Source organism: Bradyrhizobium sp. CCBAU 21365 (genome assembly GCF_015291305.1).
GTDB classification, from domain to species: domain Bacteria; phylum Pseudomonadota; class Alphaproteobacteria; order Rhizobiales; family Xanthobacteraceae; genus Bradyrhizobium; species Bradyrhizobium elkanii.
Genome location: NZ_CP030036.1, coordinates 5,715,597 through 5,731,092, shown reverse-complemented (window position 1 = coordinate 5,731,092; position 15,496 = coordinate 5,715,597). Strand labels below are relative to the sequence as shown.

Here is a 15,496-nt window from a genome sequence, read left to right as displayed (position 1 = left end):
GCATGACGAGGAGCAAGGGGAGGCGTGCTCGCCTTACTCCACCGCCGCATACACCCCGTTGCGCACCAGCGAGCGGGTATATTCGCGCTGGCCCGGGCCCTGCATCATGAAGACGGCGATCAGGTCTTCGCTCGGATCGATCCAGAAGAACGTGCCGGCCATGCCGCTCCAGAAATACTGGCCGACCGAGCCGGAGAACGGCGAGATGCCCTGCTGCATGCGCACGGCGAAGCCGAGGCCGAAACTGTGGCCGGGTGACACCAGCGTGCCCTGGATCGTGACGCCGGCGCCGAGGTGATCGGAGGCCATGAATTCGAGCGTCTTGCGGCCGATGATCCTGGCGCCGTCGAGCGAGCCGCCGTTCAGCAGCATCTGCGCGAAGCGGGCATAATCCATCGTGGTTGAAACCAGTCCGCCGCCGCCGGATTCCATCGCCGGCTTCTCCAGCATGTTGAACAGCTGCACCTTCTCGTTGGTCCAGGGATCGTTGGCAAACGCCTCGGCGAGGCGGCCGGCATTGGCTTCCCCGGTGTGGAAGGCGGTCTCGGTCATCTGCAACGGCGCGAGGATGCGCTCAGTGAGGTACGCGCCGAGCGTCTTGCCGCTGACGACCTCGATGATGCGGCCGAGGACGTCGGTGGAGCGGCTGTAGTTCCACTCGGCGCCGGGCTGGCAGACCAGCGGCATGCCGGCGAGCATGGTGGCGTGCTCGGCATTGGTGATCTTGCGGCTGCGCAGCCGCGACTGCTGGTAAAGCTGCTGCACCGGGCCGTTGCCGGTGTGGTCATAAGTAAGCCCAGACGTGTGGCGGAGCAGGTCCTGGATCGTCATCTGCCGTTTCGCCGCGACCAGCTCGAGCTTGCCGTTGTTCTCGACGCCGACCTTGGTCTCGGCGAATTCGGGGATGAACTTCGCAACGGGATCGTTGAGCAGGAAGTGGCCGTCCTCCAGCAGCTGCATGATGCCGACCGAGACGATCGGCTTGGTCATCGAGAAGATGCGGAAGATGGTGTCATGGGTCATCGGCGCCGAGGCGGTCGGGCTTTGCCGGCCGATCGCGTCGAACCAGCCGATCTGGCCGCGCCGAGCCACCAGCACCGTCACGCCGGGCACGGTTCCCTTGTCGACCTCGCGCTTGAAGGTATCGGATAGCGCCTGCAGCCGCGCGCCCGACAGTCCGATCGATTCGGGCTTGGCGAGGGGGAGGGACGGGGTGGTTGGGTTGGTGGCGTGCTTGGCGGCGGTCTGGGCGTTCATGGTCTCTCCCTGGTTCTTGATTCTTGCGGCGGAGCGCCGACGTGGGGTGATGGCCGAAGTCTGACGCAGAAGTTTTGCAATGAACAGAAGCTTCGCCGCTTCGCCCTTGCAAACCGGCCATGCCCTGTGCTTGAAACGGCGCGTACCGGCGGCGACGCTGGTTCCCTGCAGGAGTGTAGCTCAATTGGTAGAGCACCGGTCTCCAAAACCGGGGGTCGCAGGTTCGAGCCCTGCCACTCCTGCCAGCTAAATCAAATACTTAGCCATTATTGCGCGGCGAACGCACCGGGAACACTAGACGCGCGGGCCCCAGTTCGGACCCAAACGGGCTCAGCCGCCTCGCGAACGGCAGTCGACAGGCTGATGCAAGGGGGCGCATTTCGGATACGTCCGACGTGGAGCGATGACGTCCTGCGGAGCAGCTTCGCTAGGACTGCATTGGAATGTATTTCGTCCTTCGTACGAAGAATTGCTCGTACAATTTGTCGTCGCCAATTTCCCTGCCGACCTCCCTCAACGCGAAGAACGGCATCAGAACGACGAACATGATCAGCGCGACGACAAGTATTTCCTCCGGACTTCCTCCGCCCAATGAAGAGATGCTTTCGCCGAGCGTCTTGCCGCGCCACAAGCCCATAAGAGCGTCCTCAACCACGTGAAAGGACAGCAAGATCACGGCATACACGGCCGACTTGTATGCGATCGGATAGATCAGTGGCCTGTGCTTCATACCTTCGGCGATGTTGAACGCCTCCGCGACGAACATGATCTTCGCCAGCACCAATGCATTGATGAAGGCGAAGCCCTGATGATAGAATACGTTTTGCTGGTTCAGGACGATCGATCTGTGAACGGCAAACAGGCCGAGCAGGACCCAAAGGTAGAGAACAATCCAGAACAACCTCCGGGCCTCCGCGACGCCTTTCTCCTTGATATGAGCAAGTTGTTGATCGCGCATTGTCCGGTCTCCGACTCTGACGCACCAATCAAGGCTCGGCACCAATCCGCCGCCGTTCCAATTCATCCGCCAGGATCGGCACGCCGAGATTGCAGGCCTGCACGCCCTGCACAACGCAGAGCTTCAGCACCTCCATGATTTCCTCCATGGTCGCGCCTGCCTTGAGGGCACCCTTGATGTGCCGTCGCGTACCGGGCGCGTACATGTGGGTGTAGGAGGCATCGAAGGCGATGCTGAGAAGTTCGATGTCCTTTGGCGAGAAAGTGCCGCTGCCGTAAATGCCCGCGCCGGTCGCCATGAATTCATCGGTCCAGGCGGGGGCGAGTTCAAGGAACGGATCCCATGCGCTGTTCCATTGCCCGACCGTCTTCATCTTGTCGCAAGCCGGCGTCGCGGTTGCTTGCATCTTTGACGAGGATACGCCCGCTACCTTGGCCTCTTCGAGCAGAATGGGGGCGCCCAGACTGCATGAATGAATCGACATCACGGACGCCATCTTGAGAACTGTGAGGATTTCGTCCCGCGTCGCGCCCGCTTCGAGCGCAGCGCGGATGTGGCGCCGTGTTCCGTCTGGATTGAGATTTGTGCAGGCGGCGTTCAGTGCGACGCTGACGAGCTCGACAAGCTTCCGAGGCATGACCTCGTGGGCCCACGGGCCGGTTGTCATCTTGACACACGCGCGTGCCCAGGTCGGGTCCCATTCGTGGAGCGTACCGACCGCCGCATCCCATGGACCTGTCCGATGCGGCGAGCGGGTTGCGGTGTTCGCTTCAGCTTGCCGATTGCTGGTCATGTCCGCACCTCAACAAGTGTCGAGCAAATGTTGCTGGGTCCCGCATCAGTGGAATGCGGGACCCGTAGCACGGTCTATTCGGCGGCCACCTGTGTCGGCGGCACCATGCAGTAGGCCATCGGATGGGAATCGCCGCCGGTCTTTGCGACCGCCTTCTTGCCGTCGGTCTCCCACACCAGGAACCCGGTCTGTCCGTCCTTGCGGGTAGGCGGCAGGCCGAGGTTGTGCAACGTCTCCTCGACGCTGTCATACCAGACGCCGATCTTCATGATCTGGCGAGCTTCCTCCGCGGTTGCGACCTTGCGACCGAACTCCTTGCATATCCGCACGGCACCTTCGATCTGCTGCACGGTGGTCCGGCGCTTCTTGTCCGGGCCCCACAGATTGTCCTCATTGCCGACGCGCACGTGCTGCCCGAGCACGATCGCCATGGCGGAGATCGGAATCAGGCCGCGCATGCTGGTCCAGAAAGTCGCAGACGCTCCCTGCGGGACCTGACGAAGGAATTCCATCCAGTGATAGGGATTGCGGCCGAGCGTGCCGCCGCCATAGCCGGCAATCGCAAGGTTCATGGGCCCCATATAGACGCCGGCACGGATCAGCCGTTCTATAAGCTCCAGCTGATGGACATGGGCCGGGACGAAATACGGTTGAATCCGATTCTTCCGCAACCGCTTCAAGTGTTCGAGGTAGAAGGCCGGCCCAGCATCAACCCACATGCCTGCCCATGCCGCCTGGACCTTTGGGTTATTCTCGAGGTGGGTGCCCTTGATGTCGTCGGCTGACATCCAGGACATGATGTCCCACTGGGTTGTGCCGGTCGCGATCGTGACGCATTCCGGTTTTGGATCGAGCTCCGTCAACATGTGTCTCGTATCATAATCGAGCCATTTCGCCTTGGCGTCGGCCGACTTGGGAGCAAACGAGATCGAGCCGCCGACCTGCAGGATCATCTTGGGCACGGCCTGCTTCAGTCGGCCGATGAAGTAGTTGAACTGGTCGAAATCGATCGATCCGTGCCCGGTGGCGGGGTCACGCACATGCACGTGGAGCATCGTGGCTCCGGCATTGTAGCAGTCCACCGCGGCCTGAACCTGTTCATCCCACGTCACCGGGATGTCGGCGTCGCCGGGAATCCACTCCGGCCCATATGGGGCCGCGGTGATGATTAGTGGCGCCATGTTCTCAGGAAGAATCGAGTCGTCAGTGTAGTACATGTCCGTCTCCCTCTATCGTGTGGTCGTTGCATTTCACTTCAAAACCGCGCCTCGCAGTTCGTTGCCGCGACAGGAAGGCTGTTCAGTCGGGTTCTGGCGGTGGAAATGCAGTGCGGTCCGCCTGCCAGATGGCAAAGCAGTTTCCCTCGGGATCCGTGAGCACCGCATACCAGCCGGTTCTGGGCACGGCTGTCTTGGGACGCACGATATGTGCGCCGATGCGCTGCGCTTCCGAAAGAGTGTCGTCCAGCGCGCTGACGGTCACGTAAGGCAGCCATGAACTCGGTCCGTCCGCTGCGCGGTAGGTCAGACCGCCCCCGAAGCTCTTGCCATTCGCCGGTTCGGTTTGAATTCGCCAATAGTCGACGCCCGGCGCCTTCTCGATCTGCCAGCCGAAAAGGCTGGCGTAGAACCGCGCGAGCTGCGCAGGAGCTTCGCCGTAGACTTCAAAGTGAGTCACCAGGCTGGTCATCGATCCTCTCCCTCCATTGTTTGGCCGCAAGCCGTCGTCGCTGCATGTTGCGGCTCCCGACCGGAATACGTCGGGAGGCTAGCCGCGCTCTCCTGTTCCGCCTCTTGCTATCTGCAACACACAAAGGAGCGCAGAAATCGTCCATCCCGCCTTGTTGAACTTGACCAACATTGCAGCCAACAACATCGCAAAGATCGTTATCGATGCAGGCAATTGCGGGCTTCTCGTCAGAATACCGAATAGCCTTTTCGTGCCAGCCATCCGATTTTGATCAAACGAGCTCGGCGCTAAAGCCTGTGACCCTTCTGCCGTAGCGCTTCCGTCAGCCGCTGACGTAAATCCTCGCTTGCCTTGCGGCCGACGTCTTGACCGATCTGAGCGGTTTGCAGCGACATCGCAGACCACTTTTCGATTAGCTTTTGTCCTGCCGGCTGACGAAAGAAAGCGTCCATCTGGAACAATTCGTCGAGCGTGAAATTGGCGGCGTAGACGGCTGCCGCCTGCTCACGCATTTCATTGTAGTAGGGCGTATAGAGATCGCCGGCTTTGGTGACAATGAGATCGTAATCGCTTTCGAGCTCAGCTCTCTCTTGCGTGACCAGAGGTTTGATGCGGAACAGGATAGCAGGAAGCAGCGCCTTGTACTGATCCCCGAGCTTCAGGGTAACCACCAGGCTTCTCGCCACCGTCATTGCGTCGGGCGGCGGTGTTTGTGCGGACGTGGTCAAAGTCAAACCAAGAAGAATGCCGCCGATGACCAATGAATGTCTGGGCATGGAAAACCCCGCAAGGTTGTGTATTCCAAGCAATCGTCGCCTATTGAGCTGCAACTTGCGCCCCCTCGACGATGGTTTCTCCGACCTCGATCGCGGGTTGGCTGCCCTCTGTCACACGGATAAACAGGTCGGGCACCTTTGCCGCGCGGTCCAGAAACCAAGCTATGACCACCATGATCAGAACGCCGGCGAAACTAACCGCAAGCTGCTCCCAGGCACCCTTGGTGTACTGCGTCAGAATCCAATGCGCCGAAAATGACAGCAGCACGCCGATACAGAAGATCGGCAGGGAATGCTGACCGCAAAGTATCGTCGGGTGCAGCCATTTTGATTTCAACGGCTTCCACTCGGGTGAGATAAAGAGTGTGACGACGGTGGCGAGCGCCAGGAAGTGCGTGAAGCGCAGCATGTCGAGGTCGGTCTTGTCGATGGGATAGATCGCCTTGACCATCCATTTCGGGATCAGCGATTCGAGGAATGCGCTGTGCCAGGTCATGACGATGACAAAGGCGAACAAGAGCCAGGCCGCGGCTATCGTGAGCGCGGTCTTCGACCACACCCATTTCGAGTACTTTGCGATTTCTCCATGCCCGCACCAGGCGGCGAACACGAACAGGAGCTGCCAGCAGAACGGATTGAAGTACCAGGTCGTGCCCGGCGGATAGGATGCGATGTTCCAGTCGAACAGCCGCGACAGGACATAGAGCACCACGGAACCGGCCAGGGTGAGATTGGGACGGCGCACCAGGCACCAGACCATGAAGGGCGCTGCGAGCACCAGCGTAATGTAGAGCGGCAGCACGTCGAGATTGACCGGCTTGTACCGCAACGTAATCGCCTGCTGAATCAGCACGTCCGGGTGCTGAAGGAAGTTGAACACGTTGAATTCGTTTTCGTACATTGGATTGTCGAACCGCCGCGCGGTGCGCGCGATCTGCGCCGTAAAGATCAGAAACAGCATGATATGCGCGACGTACATCTGAGCTGCTCGCTTCCACAGACGTTTCATCGCCGCTGCGAACTGGCCACCGCGAACAATCGGGGTATAAATCCATCCGACCAGATAGCCGGAAATAAAGACGAAGAATTCAGCGGCGTCGCTGAATCCATAATTTCGCAACGTCAGCCACGACACGAGGTCGTGGGGGATGTGATCGAGAAAGATCATCCACAGTCCGATTCCGCGAAAGAAATCGAGCCGAAGGTCGCGTTCGACGGGGGTGAAGAGAGCTAGCGAGTCCCGGTTAAGCATGTCACGCTCCATTTGCTGGATGACGCGCCATTACGCTGTCACGCTTCTCGAACGCGTCGTGAGCAGACTTCCCGAGCGGGTCTCTCGGAAATGCCCGCGACATCGCACACAGGGGCCGTGTCGAAGGCGCCCGGCCTTGCACCCGAAATACCCATGCCAGACCTCTAGTCGTTACAAAGACCACGATTGGATTGTCAGGGTACCGCGTCATCTGACGTGACGTCTCAGTTTGACATGTTGATCGAGATCAATTCATGCCGCTTGTTATTTTGCGACACGTCCCATGGTCTCGCGTCCCCGAAGTGTAGTTAACCCGTAGGCGTCAAGCCGAGGTGCAGCGAATGGAAGGGCAGCAGCGTGTCGGAGCTCTGGTCGAGCTTCCCCAGGTCTTGCGAGAACTGGGCAAGGATCCCGCAGGCGTCATCGCGGGCGCGGGCATCAATCCCGACCTGCTGCGCAACCCCGAAAACTCGATTTCATTCATCGAGTTGGGCCGGCTCATCGAGGCTGGCGTAGCTGCGACGGGATGCCAGCATTTCGGATTCCTCGTCGGGCAGCGGTCAGGGACCGCCAGCCTTGGGCTCGTCGGGCGACTGATGCATACTGCTCCGACGCTCAAGGATGCGATCCTGGACCTCTGCACCAACCAGCGACGCTATGTGCGCGGCGCAGTTACTTATCTTGTGATCCAGGACGACGTCGCTTTTTGGGGGTATGCCGTGCACTATCCGGGTGTGCAGGCCGTTGACCAGATCATTGACGGAGCGATCGCGATCGGGTTCAATATGATGAGGGAGTTGGTCGGTGCGGCGCCCGAAGAGGTGCGCACCTCTCGTCGAACCCCAAGCAACGTTGAACCCTATCGCCGTTTCTTTGGATTCGTTCCTCGATTTGATGCAGAGCAGCATGCGCTGGTGTTTCCGGCCAGTCTCCTCGACCGTCCTGTTCGCGGTGCAAACGGGGAGCTGCGCCGAATACTGGAAAAGTCCATCGCCGCTTATTGGGCCGTCGAACTACCCTGCGTCACGGACACGGTTACCCGCATGCTGCGCGCAAGGGTGATATTTCCGGACGTCTCATTGGAAGAGGTCGCTAGCGAACTGTCGGTACGACCCCGGACGCTGAACCGCCGGCTGCAGGCGGAGGGCAAGAGCTTTCGCGAACTGGTGAACCAATCACGGTTCGAAGTTGCGCGCCAATTGCTCGCAGGCACGCGGATGGATATCACCGACATCGCGCTCGCGCTCGGCTACGCGGAGCTGAGCGGCTTCAGCCATGCCTTTCAGCGCTGGTCCGGTGTGGCGCCCAGCGAATGGCGGAGCAACTGATTGGCTTTGGCCCAATCCGGTTCTTGATGTGGTCTGTATGTTGAACTCGGAGCGAAACGCTGTCCCCCGCGAGCAAACAAGCCAGTAAGAGAGCCGCATCTGGCCGAGGTCCCGGACCCCGGCCATGATCATGTTTGCCTACTTGATGAGCGGGCAGCCGCCATCCTTGAGCGGCCGGAACGCCTGGTCGCCGGGGACTTCGGCGAGCACCTTGTAATAATCCCACGGCGCCTTCGATTCCTCGGGCTTCTTGACCTCGAACAGGAACATCGAGTGCACCATGCGGCCGTCCTCGCGGACCACGCCGTTATCGGTGAAGGCGTCGCGAACCGGGGTCGCGCGCATCTTGGCCAGCACCGGCTTGGTCTCCTTGGTGCCGGCGGCCTTCACCGCGTTGAGGTAGTGCAGGGTGGCGCTGTAGGTCGCGGCCTGGTTCATCGTCGGCATCCGCTTCATGCGCTCGAAGAAGCGCTTGCCGAAGGCGCGGGTGCGGTCGTTGAGATCCCAATAGTAGGCCTCGGTGATGATCAGGCCCTGCGCGAGCTTGAGCCCGAGGCTGTGGATGTCAGAGATGAACATCACGATGCCGGCGAGGTTCTGCCCGCCCGCAACGATGCCGAATTCGGAGGCCTGCTTGATGGTGTTGATGGTGTCGGCGCCGCCATTGGCCATGCCGATGATCTTGGCCTTCGAGGCCTGGGCCTGCAGCAGGAAGGACGAGAAGTCCGGCGTGTTGAGCGGATGCCGCGCGCTGCCGAGCACCTTGCCGCCGGCAGCGCGGACCACGTCGCCGGTGTCGCGCTCGATCGAATGGCCGAACAGATAGTCGGCGGTGATGAAGAACCAGGTATCGCCGCCGTTCTTCACGATCGCGCTGCCGACGGTGTGGGCGTTGGCGTAGGTGTCGTAGGTCCAGTGCAGCGTGTAGGGCGAGCAGGACTTGCCGGTGATGTCGGAGCTCGCCGCATCCGTCACGATCATGATCTTCTCGAACTGCTTCGACATCTCCATGCCGGCGAGCGCGGTCGCCGAGGTCGGCATGTCGATGATCATGTCGACATTCTCGGCCTCATACCATTTGCGGGTGATGGTGGCGGCGACGTCGGCCTTGTTGAGGGCGTCCGCGGTGACGAGCTCGATCGGCTTGCCGAACATCGACCCGCCGAATTCCTCGATCGCCATCTTGGTGGCCTCGACATTGCCGGCGCCGCCGATGTCCGAATAGACCGACTGGAAATCCGTGAGCACGCCGATCTTGAGCGGTGCCTGCTGCGCGAGCGCCGGCCCTGCCAGCACAGCCGCGATCAGGCCGGCGGCGGACAGACTCGTGACGATGGATTTCATGATGGTGTGCCTCCCCGAGGTGTTCTTATCAGTTTGTCCGACAAAGCTAGATTTGCCCGGTTCCGGTGTCAATTCCGGCCGCCTGGGTGCGACAATCAGGCCGAATATTGCTCGTTTGACGCCCCAAAAGCCTTCGCCTATCTTTTGTCCGACAAACGACAATCGGGAGTCCGGGGGAGCTGAAGATGCCCACCACGCCGCTGTTCCGACGCATCGATGTCGCGCCGGCCTATCAGAAGGTCGCCGACGCGATCGAACGCGAGATCATCAACGGCCGGATCAAGCCGGGCGAGCCGATCGGCACCGAGCAGCAGCTGGTTGCGCAGTTCGGCGTCAACCGCTCGACCGTGCGCGAAGGCATTCGCGTGCTCGAGGAGGGCGGGCTGATCCGCCGCGATTCCAGCCGGCGGCTGCAGGCCTGCCTGCCGCGCTACAACAAGCTCGCCACGCGACTGTCCCGCGCGCTGATCCTGCACGAGGTGACGTTCCGCGAATTGTTCGAGACCTCGATGACGCTGGAGGTCGCGAGCGTCGAGGGCGCGGTGGAGCGCGCCACCGAGGAGAACATCGCCGAGCTCGCCGGCAATCTCGAGCGCAGCGCAGCTGTCGTCGGCAATCCCGCTGCGCTTGCCGAGCTCGATGCGGAATTCCATGTGCTGATGGCCAAGGCTTCGCAGAACCGCGTGCTGCAGCTGGCGCGCGAGCCCGCCGCGCAACTGTTCTTTCCGACCACCGAGATGATCGTGGGCGGCGTGCCGGAGGGCGGCGCGCGCCTCGTCGAGGCGCACCATCATCTGCTCGACGCGATCAAGCGGCGCGACAAGGAGGCCGGCGTGCTGTGGACGCGGCGGCATTTGCAGGACTGGCGGCGCGGCTTCGAGAAGATCGCCTCGCTCGATCGCTCGGTCGAGCACACCTACATGGAACACGCTTACGCCGCCCGGCAATAGCGACGGCGCGGCCAAGACAAGACGCAAACAAGACAAGACGAAAACAAGACAGCGACAACAAGCACATTCGGGAGGGACAAATGAGCGGAGACATCGCAGCAACCATCCAGCGCGCCCGCGAGCACAGCATCGGCGATCTGTTGCGCCGGTCGGCGAAGCGCTACCCCGGCAAGACCGCGCTGATCTGCGGCGAGGTGAGCTGGAGCTTTGCGGAGATGGACGCGATCTGCAATCGGCTCGGCCGCGGCCTGCTCACGCTTGGCGTTGCGAAGGGCGATCGCGTCGCGGTGCTGTCGCGCAACTCGCACGGCTTCGCCGCGCTGCGGTTTGCGGTGGCCCGGATCGGCGCCATCCTGGTGCCGATCAACTTCATGCTCAATCCGGACGAGATCAATTTCATCCTCGCCAATTCCGGTGCCAAGCTGCTCGCGGTCGGCCCCGATTTCGTGGAGACGGCTCACGCTGCGGCTGCCAAGGGCTCGGCGGTCGAGACCCTGATCTGGCTGCCGGGCGAGGATCCGTCCACTGCGCCCGACGGCATCACGACATTCGACAGCCTGCTGCACAGCGACGCCTCGGCGCCGGATGTGTCGGTGGACAGCCGCGATCCCGCGCAGATCATCTACACCAGCGGCACCGAGTCGCTGCCGAAGGGCGCGATCCTCACCCATGAAGCCGTCATGTGGCAGTATGTCAGCTGCATCATCGACGGCGGCATGGCGACCGACGACACGGTGCTGCACGCGCTGCCGCTCTATCACTGCGCGCAGCTCGACGTCTTCCTGGGGCCCGCGATCTATCTCGGCGCCACCAGCCTCATTACCGGCAAGCCGGTGCCCGACAATGTCCTGGCGCTGATCGCGGCTCACAAGATCAACTCGTTCTTCGCGCCGCCGACGATCTGGATCGCGATGCTGCGCTCGGGCGCGTTCGACCGCACCGACCTGTCGACCCTGCGCAAGGGCTATTACGGTGCCTCGATCATGCCGGTCGAGGTGCTGCTCGAATTGCAGCGCCGGCTGCCCGACGTGAAGTTCTGGAATTTCTACGGCCAGACCGAGATCGCGCCGCTCGCGACCGTGCTTTCGCCGGAAGACCAGCTGCCGAAGGCCGGCTCGGCCGGCAAGCCCGCGATCAATGTCGAGACGCGGGTGGTCAGGCCGGACATGACCGACGTCGGGATAGGGGAGGTCGGCGAGATCGTGCACCGCTCGCCGCATCTCTTGTCCGGCTACTACAATGATCCGGTCAAGACCGCGGCCGCGTTCGCCGGCGGCTGGTTTCATTCCGGCGATCTCGCGACCGTCGATGCCGACGGCTACATCACCGTCGTCGATCGGGTGAAGGACATGATCAAGAGCGGCGGCGAGAATGTCGCGAGCCGCGAGGTCGAGGAGATGATCTACCGCCTGCCTTCGGTGTCGGAGGTTGCGGTGGTCGGGCTGCCCGATCCGCGCTGGATCGAGGCGGTGACCGCGATCGTCGTGGTCAAGGCCGGCCAAAGCCTCGATGCCGACGCCGTCATCAAGCATTGCGCGGCGTCGATGGCCCATTTCAAGGTGCCGAAGCAGGTCATCTTCGTCGACAGCCTGCCGAAGAACCCGAGCGGCAAACTGCTGAAGCGTGAGCTGCGGCAGCGCTATGTCGGCGGGACGACGCTAGATCAGGCGGTGCAGAAGAGCTTCGCCGGCTAGGCTGCCTATTGGCCAGCTGTCGCCGGCGCCTTGTCCGACCATTCCGGCGGCAGGCCAAGCTTGCCGGCGGCCATTCCGACCAGGCCGGGATTGCGGCCGAACGCCTCGCAGGCCGCGTATTTCGGCTTGCCGCCGAGCGTTGCGCCAATCTTGTCGAACGATGGCAGCTCCGGCGCCTTTCCGAATGGCGTCGCGCCGGTGACGACGAGCTTGCTGAAATCGTCGCTGAAGGAAGGGGCGAGATCGTAGGCGTCACCGGCGCTCGAGACCATGGGCGAGTTGGTGAACGAATTCGCCCCGCGGGCCCAGATCATCGCCGCCTGCTGGCGGCTGGCCTGATCGCGCACCTCGGCTTCGACGGTCAGGCTGCCAAGCCCGACCGGCAACCGCGGCACCGGCACCGGCACTCCCGCGCCGAGCGCGCTCGGCAGGAAGCTGACCACCTTGGAAGTGCCCGCCGCGACCTCGTCGGTGGGGGCCGCCTGGGTGACAAGCGCGTGCACGGACAGATCCGCGGGCTGATCGGGACCAACGACCTGAAGCCGCTCGCTCAGGCCGACGCATAGCGAACGATCGATCGCGTTGGCCACCAAGTGCCGCTGCTCCTGGGACAGCGTCGGCGACGCTGCCTGCGAGAAGGTCGTCGGGACGATCCGCACCGTCTTCGCGGCGAGGACCTCGTCCTTGTTGACGCGAACCAGCGATTTCGCCAGCACTCCGTCGGACGGCGTGAGATTGTCGTAGGATGCCAATGACCCGCCCCGCGTCATCGGTGCGCTGGCACAGCCCGACAGCAACGCCATCGCAACCGCAGCGCCGGCAAGCAGGGACGGCCGATTGGGCTGACCATTGCGCGACGCCGGGCCCGTGCTCTGCGCATCAGTCGCAGCGCCCGGCAGAAATTCGACTCTCATGTACCCCTCGAACGATCGCTCACCCCACGAACGATCGCACGTCACGATAGGGCAGGGCCGCCGAGGTCGGGATTAAGAGATATTAAGTCAGATGTAGCTCGCGAAACCGCGCGACCTATTTGAGCCACATTTGGCCGTGCAGGCTTAACAAAACGCTATATTTGCGCGCTGCGCATTTGGGGCCGAGGCCTCTAAAATGCCGTGATGCAAATCCTGGAATATGACCTCGTGGCTTTCCCCGTCACCAACGCACGCATCCTCTGCGTCGAGGACGATGCCGATATCGCTCGCATGCTGGCCGAGGTGCTGCAGGACAACGGCTTCAGACCGGTGCTGGTTGGTTCGGCCGTCGAGATGGATGCGCTGCTCAAGCGCGAGAGCTTCGATCTCATCGTGCTCGACGTGATGCTGCCCGGCGAGGATGGGCTGAGCATCTGCCGACGCCTGCGCATGTCGTCCACGATTCCCATCATCATGCTGACGGCGCGCGGCGAGGACATCGACCGCATCCTCGGCCTCGAGCTCGGTGCCGACGACTATGTCACCAAGCCCTTCAACTCGCGCGAGGTGGTGGCCCGCATCCGCGCGTTGTTGCGCCGGGTCGAGAGCGGCTCTGTGTCACCCAGCCGGCCGCGCCCTTTGACCTTCGCCGGATGGCGCATCAATCCCACGACGCGCGAGCTCCATGACCCGGCCGGCGTCCGGATCACGTTGACCGGCGCAGAATTCGACCTGTTGCTGACGTTCTGCCGCAATCCGGGACGGGTGCTGTCACGCGAGCAATTGATCGAGCAGGCCTTCGGCGGCCTGATCGCATCGGTCGAGCGCAGCGTCGACGTCCATATCAGCCGCATCAGGCAGAAGATCGAGCCGGATCCGAAGGACCGCTCGATGATCAAGACCGTGCGGCTCGGCGGCTACCTCTTCACGCCTGCAGTCGAGCAGATCTGATGGGATGGGCGCAGCGGCTGATACCGCGCAGCGTCGCTGCGCAACTCATGAGCCTCGTCGCGCTCTCGGAACTGATCGGCATCATGCTCGCGGCGGTGACCATCATCTATCTGTTCGATTCTCCCTCGATCACCGACACGCAGAAGTTTCTGGCAGGGCGGGTCGCGGAGCTCACACAGCTGGTGCGTTCGATTAAGACGCCGGCAGACGCGGATGAACTGCTGGCCGCAGCCAGGCGCGGCGGTCTCGACGTCAGGCGCGTCGCCTTGGGCGAACTGGTGCCTCGAACAACCGCGGAGACGCGGTCGTTTTCCATGCGAGCATTCCGGCAACTGGCGGCCGAGCCCGGAATTGAGTTGATGGAGGACCTGCGCCATCCGGCAGGCTCGTCGTCACAGGTGATCGTGAGGCTCGACGAGGGCCACGCGCTGATGGCCGACGTTGCGGTCAAGGGCGGCCTCTGGTCCACTTTGCTCCGTCCGGTGGCCGGGGGCGCGATCATCTTGCTGATTTCGATGCTGCTGCTGTCGGTCTATGCGGTGCGCTGGGTGATTGCGCCGCTGGCGGAGGTCGCACGCGCTGCGACCTCGTTCGGCCGCTCGCCGCGGACTTCCAAAGTGCTGCGTCGGCGCGGTCCGCGCGAGATCGCCCAGGTCGCGGACGCGCTGAACGACATGCGCACCCGTATCGCAGCACTGCTCGACGACCGCACCCGCATGCTGGCGGCGATCAGCCACGACCTGCGGACGCCGCTGACGCGGCTCAGGTTGCGCTCCGAGCGAGTGCGCGAAGACGCGCTGCGCACGGCGATGCTGGGCGATATCGCCAAGATGACGCGCATGATCAACGAGACGCTGGAGTATCTGCGCGAGGATGCCCGCACCGAGGCGGCATCGTGCATCGACCTGCCGAGCTTTCTGCAGACGATCTGCTCGGACTTCACCGATACGGGCCATGCGGTGTCCTATGCCGGGCCCGCGCGGCTGCCCTATGTCTGCCGGCCCCGCGCGCTGTCGCGCGCCGTCACCAATGTCGTGGAGAATGCGGTCAAGCACGGCAGCCTGGTTGCGGTGACGCTGCGCCGCGCGGAGGCCGATCACATCGAGATCGCGGTGGCCGACGATGGTCCCGGCATCCCGCCGGCGCTGCGTGACAAGGTCTTCAAGCCTTTCTTCAAGGCCGACAGCGCGCGTCAGGACAGCGGCGGCTTTGGGCTGGGGCTGTCGATCGCCCAGGATATTGTCAAACGGCATGGCGGCAGCATCGCGTTGAAGCCGGGCGAGCCGAGCGGATTGCTTGTCTCGATGCTGCTGCCGCCGACGCCCGTCCTGGCCTAGAGGAGGCCAGACAGCGGCTGCGATGCGCGACGGAAGCGTCCTCCTGCCGCCGGGTGCCGGCTAAGCCCTTGATTTGGAGAGGCCAATGCCCGATCGGCCCGAGCCGGGCATGCGCCGGATGCGACCCCGTCGACCTTGACGTTTGGCCGGTCTCGCAGTAGATACCCGGCACTCGCAGCCGGCCCGCTTTGATGGCGGATATCCGGCGCGGCCTAATTCCCCGAACATTCGAGCTCGTTTATCGGCTCAACCT

General features: G+C 62.7%; 14 protein-coding genes and 1 tRNA gene. 6 read left to right on the top strand and 9 right to left on the bottom strand.

Features of this window, described 5'->3' with window-relative positions; all coding sequences use genetic code 11:
• Positions 1-33 precede the first annotated feature (33 nt).
• Entirely contained in the window at positions 34-1,257 is a 1,224-nt protein-coding gene (locus XI02_RS26900; protein ID WP_038380479.1) for a serine hydrolase, read from the bottom strand.
• 169 nt (positions 1,258-1,426) lie between these two features.
• Here XI02_RS26900 and XI02_RS26895 point away from each other — a divergent pair.
• Positions 1,427-1,502 (top strand) — tRNA-Trp (locus XI02_RS26895).
• A 182-nt stretch (positions 1,503-1,684) separates the two neighbouring features.
• Here XI02_RS26895 and XI02_RS26890 read toward each other — a convergent pair.
• The 6 genes from XI02_RS26890 to XI02_RS26865 all read right to left on the bottom strand — a co-directional run bounded on the left by XI02_RS26890 (position 1,685) and on the right by XI02_RS26865 (position 6,725).
• The gene (locus XI02_RS26890; RefSeq protein WP_038380473.1) at positions 1,685-2,215 is read right to left on the bottom strand and encodes a hypothetical protein; all 531 of its coding nucleotides are present in this window, start codon (positions 2,213-2,215) and stop codon (positions 1,685-1,687) included.
• A gap of 28 nt (positions 2,216-2,243) precedes the next feature.
• Positions 2,244-3,008 carry a carboxymuconolactone decarboxylase family protein gene (locus XI02_RS26885; RefSeq protein ID WP_038380472.1) on the bottom strand — a complete coding sequence of 255 codons (765 nt, stop codon included), beginning with the start codon at positions 3,006-3,008 and terminating at the stop codon, positions 2,244-2,246.
• A 74-nt stretch (positions 3,009-3,082) separates the two neighbouring features.
• On the bottom strand, positions 3,083-4,225 hold the full coding sequence (locus XI02_RS26880; protein ID WP_016840566.1) for a 3-keto-5-aminohexanoate cleavage protein: 1,143 nt from the start codon (positions 4,223-4,225) through the stop codon (positions 3,083-3,085).
• 82 nt (positions 4,226-4,307) lie between these two features.
• The gene (locus XI02_RS26875; RefSeq protein WP_016840565.1) at positions 4,308-4,697 is read right to left on the bottom strand and encodes a VOC family protein; all 390 of its coding nucleotides are present in this window, start codon (positions 4,695-4,697) and stop codon (positions 4,308-4,310) included.
• A gap of 287 nt (positions 4,698-4,984) precedes the next feature.
• Positions 4,985-5,389 (bottom strand): DUF2059 domain-containing protein, encoded by a 405-nt coding sequence (locus tag XI02_RS26870; protein WP_016840564.1) that lies wholly within the window; start codon positions 5,387-5,389, stop codon positions 4,985-4,987.
• Between the two features lie 124 nt (positions 5,390-5,513).
• Entirely contained in the window at positions 5,514-6,725 is a 1,212-nt protein-coding gene (locus XI02_RS26865; RefSeq protein WP_038380476.1) for an OpgC domain-containing protein, read from the bottom strand.
• 341 nt (positions 6,726-7,066) lie between these two features.
• Here XI02_RS26865 and XI02_RS26860 point away from each other — a divergent pair, with 341 nt between their 5' ends.
• Positions 7,067-8,053 carry an AraC family transcriptional regulator gene (locus tag XI02_RS26860; RefSeq protein ID WP_050999560.1) on the top strand — a complete coding sequence of 329 codons (987 nt, stop codon included), beginning with the start codon at positions 7,067-7,069 and terminating at the stop codon, positions 8,051-8,053.
• A 138-nt stretch (positions 8,054-8,191) separates the two neighbouring features.
• Here the strand turns inward: XI02_RS26860 and XI02_RS26855 are convergent, their stop codons facing one another.
• Positions 8,192-9,397, bottom strand: coding sequence for an ABC transporter substrate-binding protein (locus XI02_RS26855; protein ID WP_018272156.1), 1,206 nt, complete (start codon positions 9,395-9,397; stop codon positions 8,192-8,194).
• Positions 9,398-9,582: 185 nt separating this feature from the next.
• Between XI02_RS26855 and XI02_RS26850 the strand changes: the two genes are divergently transcribed.
• Together XI02_RS26850 and XI02_RS26845 are read left to right on the top strand one after the other, a co-directional pair.
• Positions 9,583-10,347, top strand: coding sequence for a FadR/GntR family transcriptional regulator (locus XI02_RS26850; RefSeq protein WP_018272155.1), 765 nt, complete (start codon positions 9,583-9,585; stop codon positions 10,345-10,347).
• 80 nt (positions 10,348-10,427) lie between these two features.
• Positions 10,428-12,041 carry an acyl-CoA synthetase gene (locus XI02_RS26845; RefSeq protein ID WP_038380471.1) on the top strand — a complete coding sequence of 538 codons (1,614 nt, stop codon included), beginning with the start codon at positions 10,428-10,430 and terminating at the stop codon, positions 12,039-12,041.
• Positions 12,042-12,046: 5 nt separating this feature from the next.
• Here the strand turns inward: XI02_RS26845 and XI02_RS26840 are convergent, their stop codons facing one another.
• Positions 12,047-12,955: a DUF3313 domain-containing protein gene (locus tag XI02_RS26840; RefSeq protein ID WP_038380470.1), complete on the bottom strand. Its 909-nt coding sequence runs from the start codon at positions 12,953-12,955 to the stop codon at positions 12,047-12,049.
• Positions 12,956-13,159: 204 nt separating this feature from the next.
• On the opposite strand from XI02_RS26840, the gene XI02_RS26835 reads away from it, so the two are divergent.
• Together XI02_RS26835 and XI02_RS26830 are read left to right on the top strand one after the other, a co-directional pair.
• Entirely contained in the window at positions 13,160-13,906 is a 747-nt protein-coding gene (locus XI02_RS26835) for a response regulator (RefSeq protein ID WP_016840556.1), read from the top strand.
• Positions 13,906-15,243 (top strand): ATP-binding protein, encoded by a 1,338-nt coding sequence (locus XI02_RS26830; protein WP_038380469.1) that lies wholly within the window; start codon positions 13,906-13,908, stop codon positions 15,241-15,243. Before XI02_RS26835 ends, XI02_RS26830 begins: the two co-directional genes overlap by 1 nt.
• Positions 15,244-15,496: the final 253 nt, after the last annotated feature.

What these genes read in the sequence shown, in the direction of transcription:
- XI02_RS26900 (WP_038380479.1), bottom strand. Translation starts at nt 1,257, where the DNA reads ATGAACGCCCAGACCGCCGCCAAGCACGCCACCAACCCAACCACCCCG.
- XI02_RS26890 (WP_038380473.1), bottom strand. Translation starts at nt 2,215, where the DNA reads ATGCGCGATCAACAACTTGCTCATATCAAGGAGAAAGGCGTCGCGGAG.
- XI02_RS26885 (WP_038380472.1), bottom strand. Translation starts at nt 3,008, where the DNA reads ATGACCAGCAATCGGCAAGCTGAAGCGAACACCGCAACCCGCTCGCCG.
- XI02_RS26880 (WP_016840566.1), bottom strand. Translation starts at nt 4,225, where the DNA reads ATGTACTACACTGACGACTCGATTCTTCCTGAGAACATGGCGCCACTA.
- XI02_RS26875 (WP_016840565.1), bottom strand. Translation starts at nt 4,697, where the DNA reads ATGACCAGCCTGGTGACTCACTTTGAAGTCTACGGCGAAGCTCCTGCG.
- XI02_RS26870 (WP_016840564.1), bottom strand. Translation starts at nt 5,389, where the DNA reads ATGACGGTGGCGAGAAGCCTGGTGGTTACCCTGAAGCTCGGGGATCAG.
- XI02_RS26865 (WP_038380476.1), bottom strand. Translation starts at nt 6,725, where the DNA reads ATGCTTAACCGGGACTCGCTAGCTCTCTTCACCCCCGTCGAACGCGAC.
- XI02_RS26860 (WP_050999560.1), top strand. Translation starts at nt 7,067, where the DNA reads ATGGAAGGGCAGCAGCGTGTCGGAGCTCTGGTCGAGCTTCCCCAGGTC.
- XI02_RS26855 (WP_018272156.1), bottom strand. Translation starts at nt 9,397, where the DNA reads ATGAAATCCATCGTCACGAGTCTGTCCGCCGCCGGCCTGATCGCGGCT.
- XI02_RS26850 (WP_018272155.1), top strand. Translation starts at nt 9,583, where the DNA reads ATGCCCACCACGCCGCTGTTCCGACGCATCGATGTCGCGCCGGCCTAT.
- XI02_RS26845 (WP_038380471.1), top strand. Translation starts at nt 10,428, where the DNA reads ATGAGCGGAGACATCGCAGCAACCATCCAGCGCGCCCGCGAGCACAGC.
- XI02_RS26840 (WP_038380470.1), bottom strand. Translation starts at nt 12,955, where the DNA reads ATGAGAGTCGAATTTCTGCCGGGCGCTGCGACTGATGCGCAGAGCACG.
- XI02_RS26835 (WP_016840556.1), top strand. Translation starts at nt 13,160, where the DNA reads ATGCAAATCCTGGAATATGACCTCGTGGCTTTCCCCGTCACCAACGCA.
- XI02_RS26830 (WP_038380469.1), top strand. Translation starts at nt 13,906, where the DNA reads ATGGGATGGGCGCAGCGGCTGATACCGCGCAGCGTCGCTGCGCAACTC.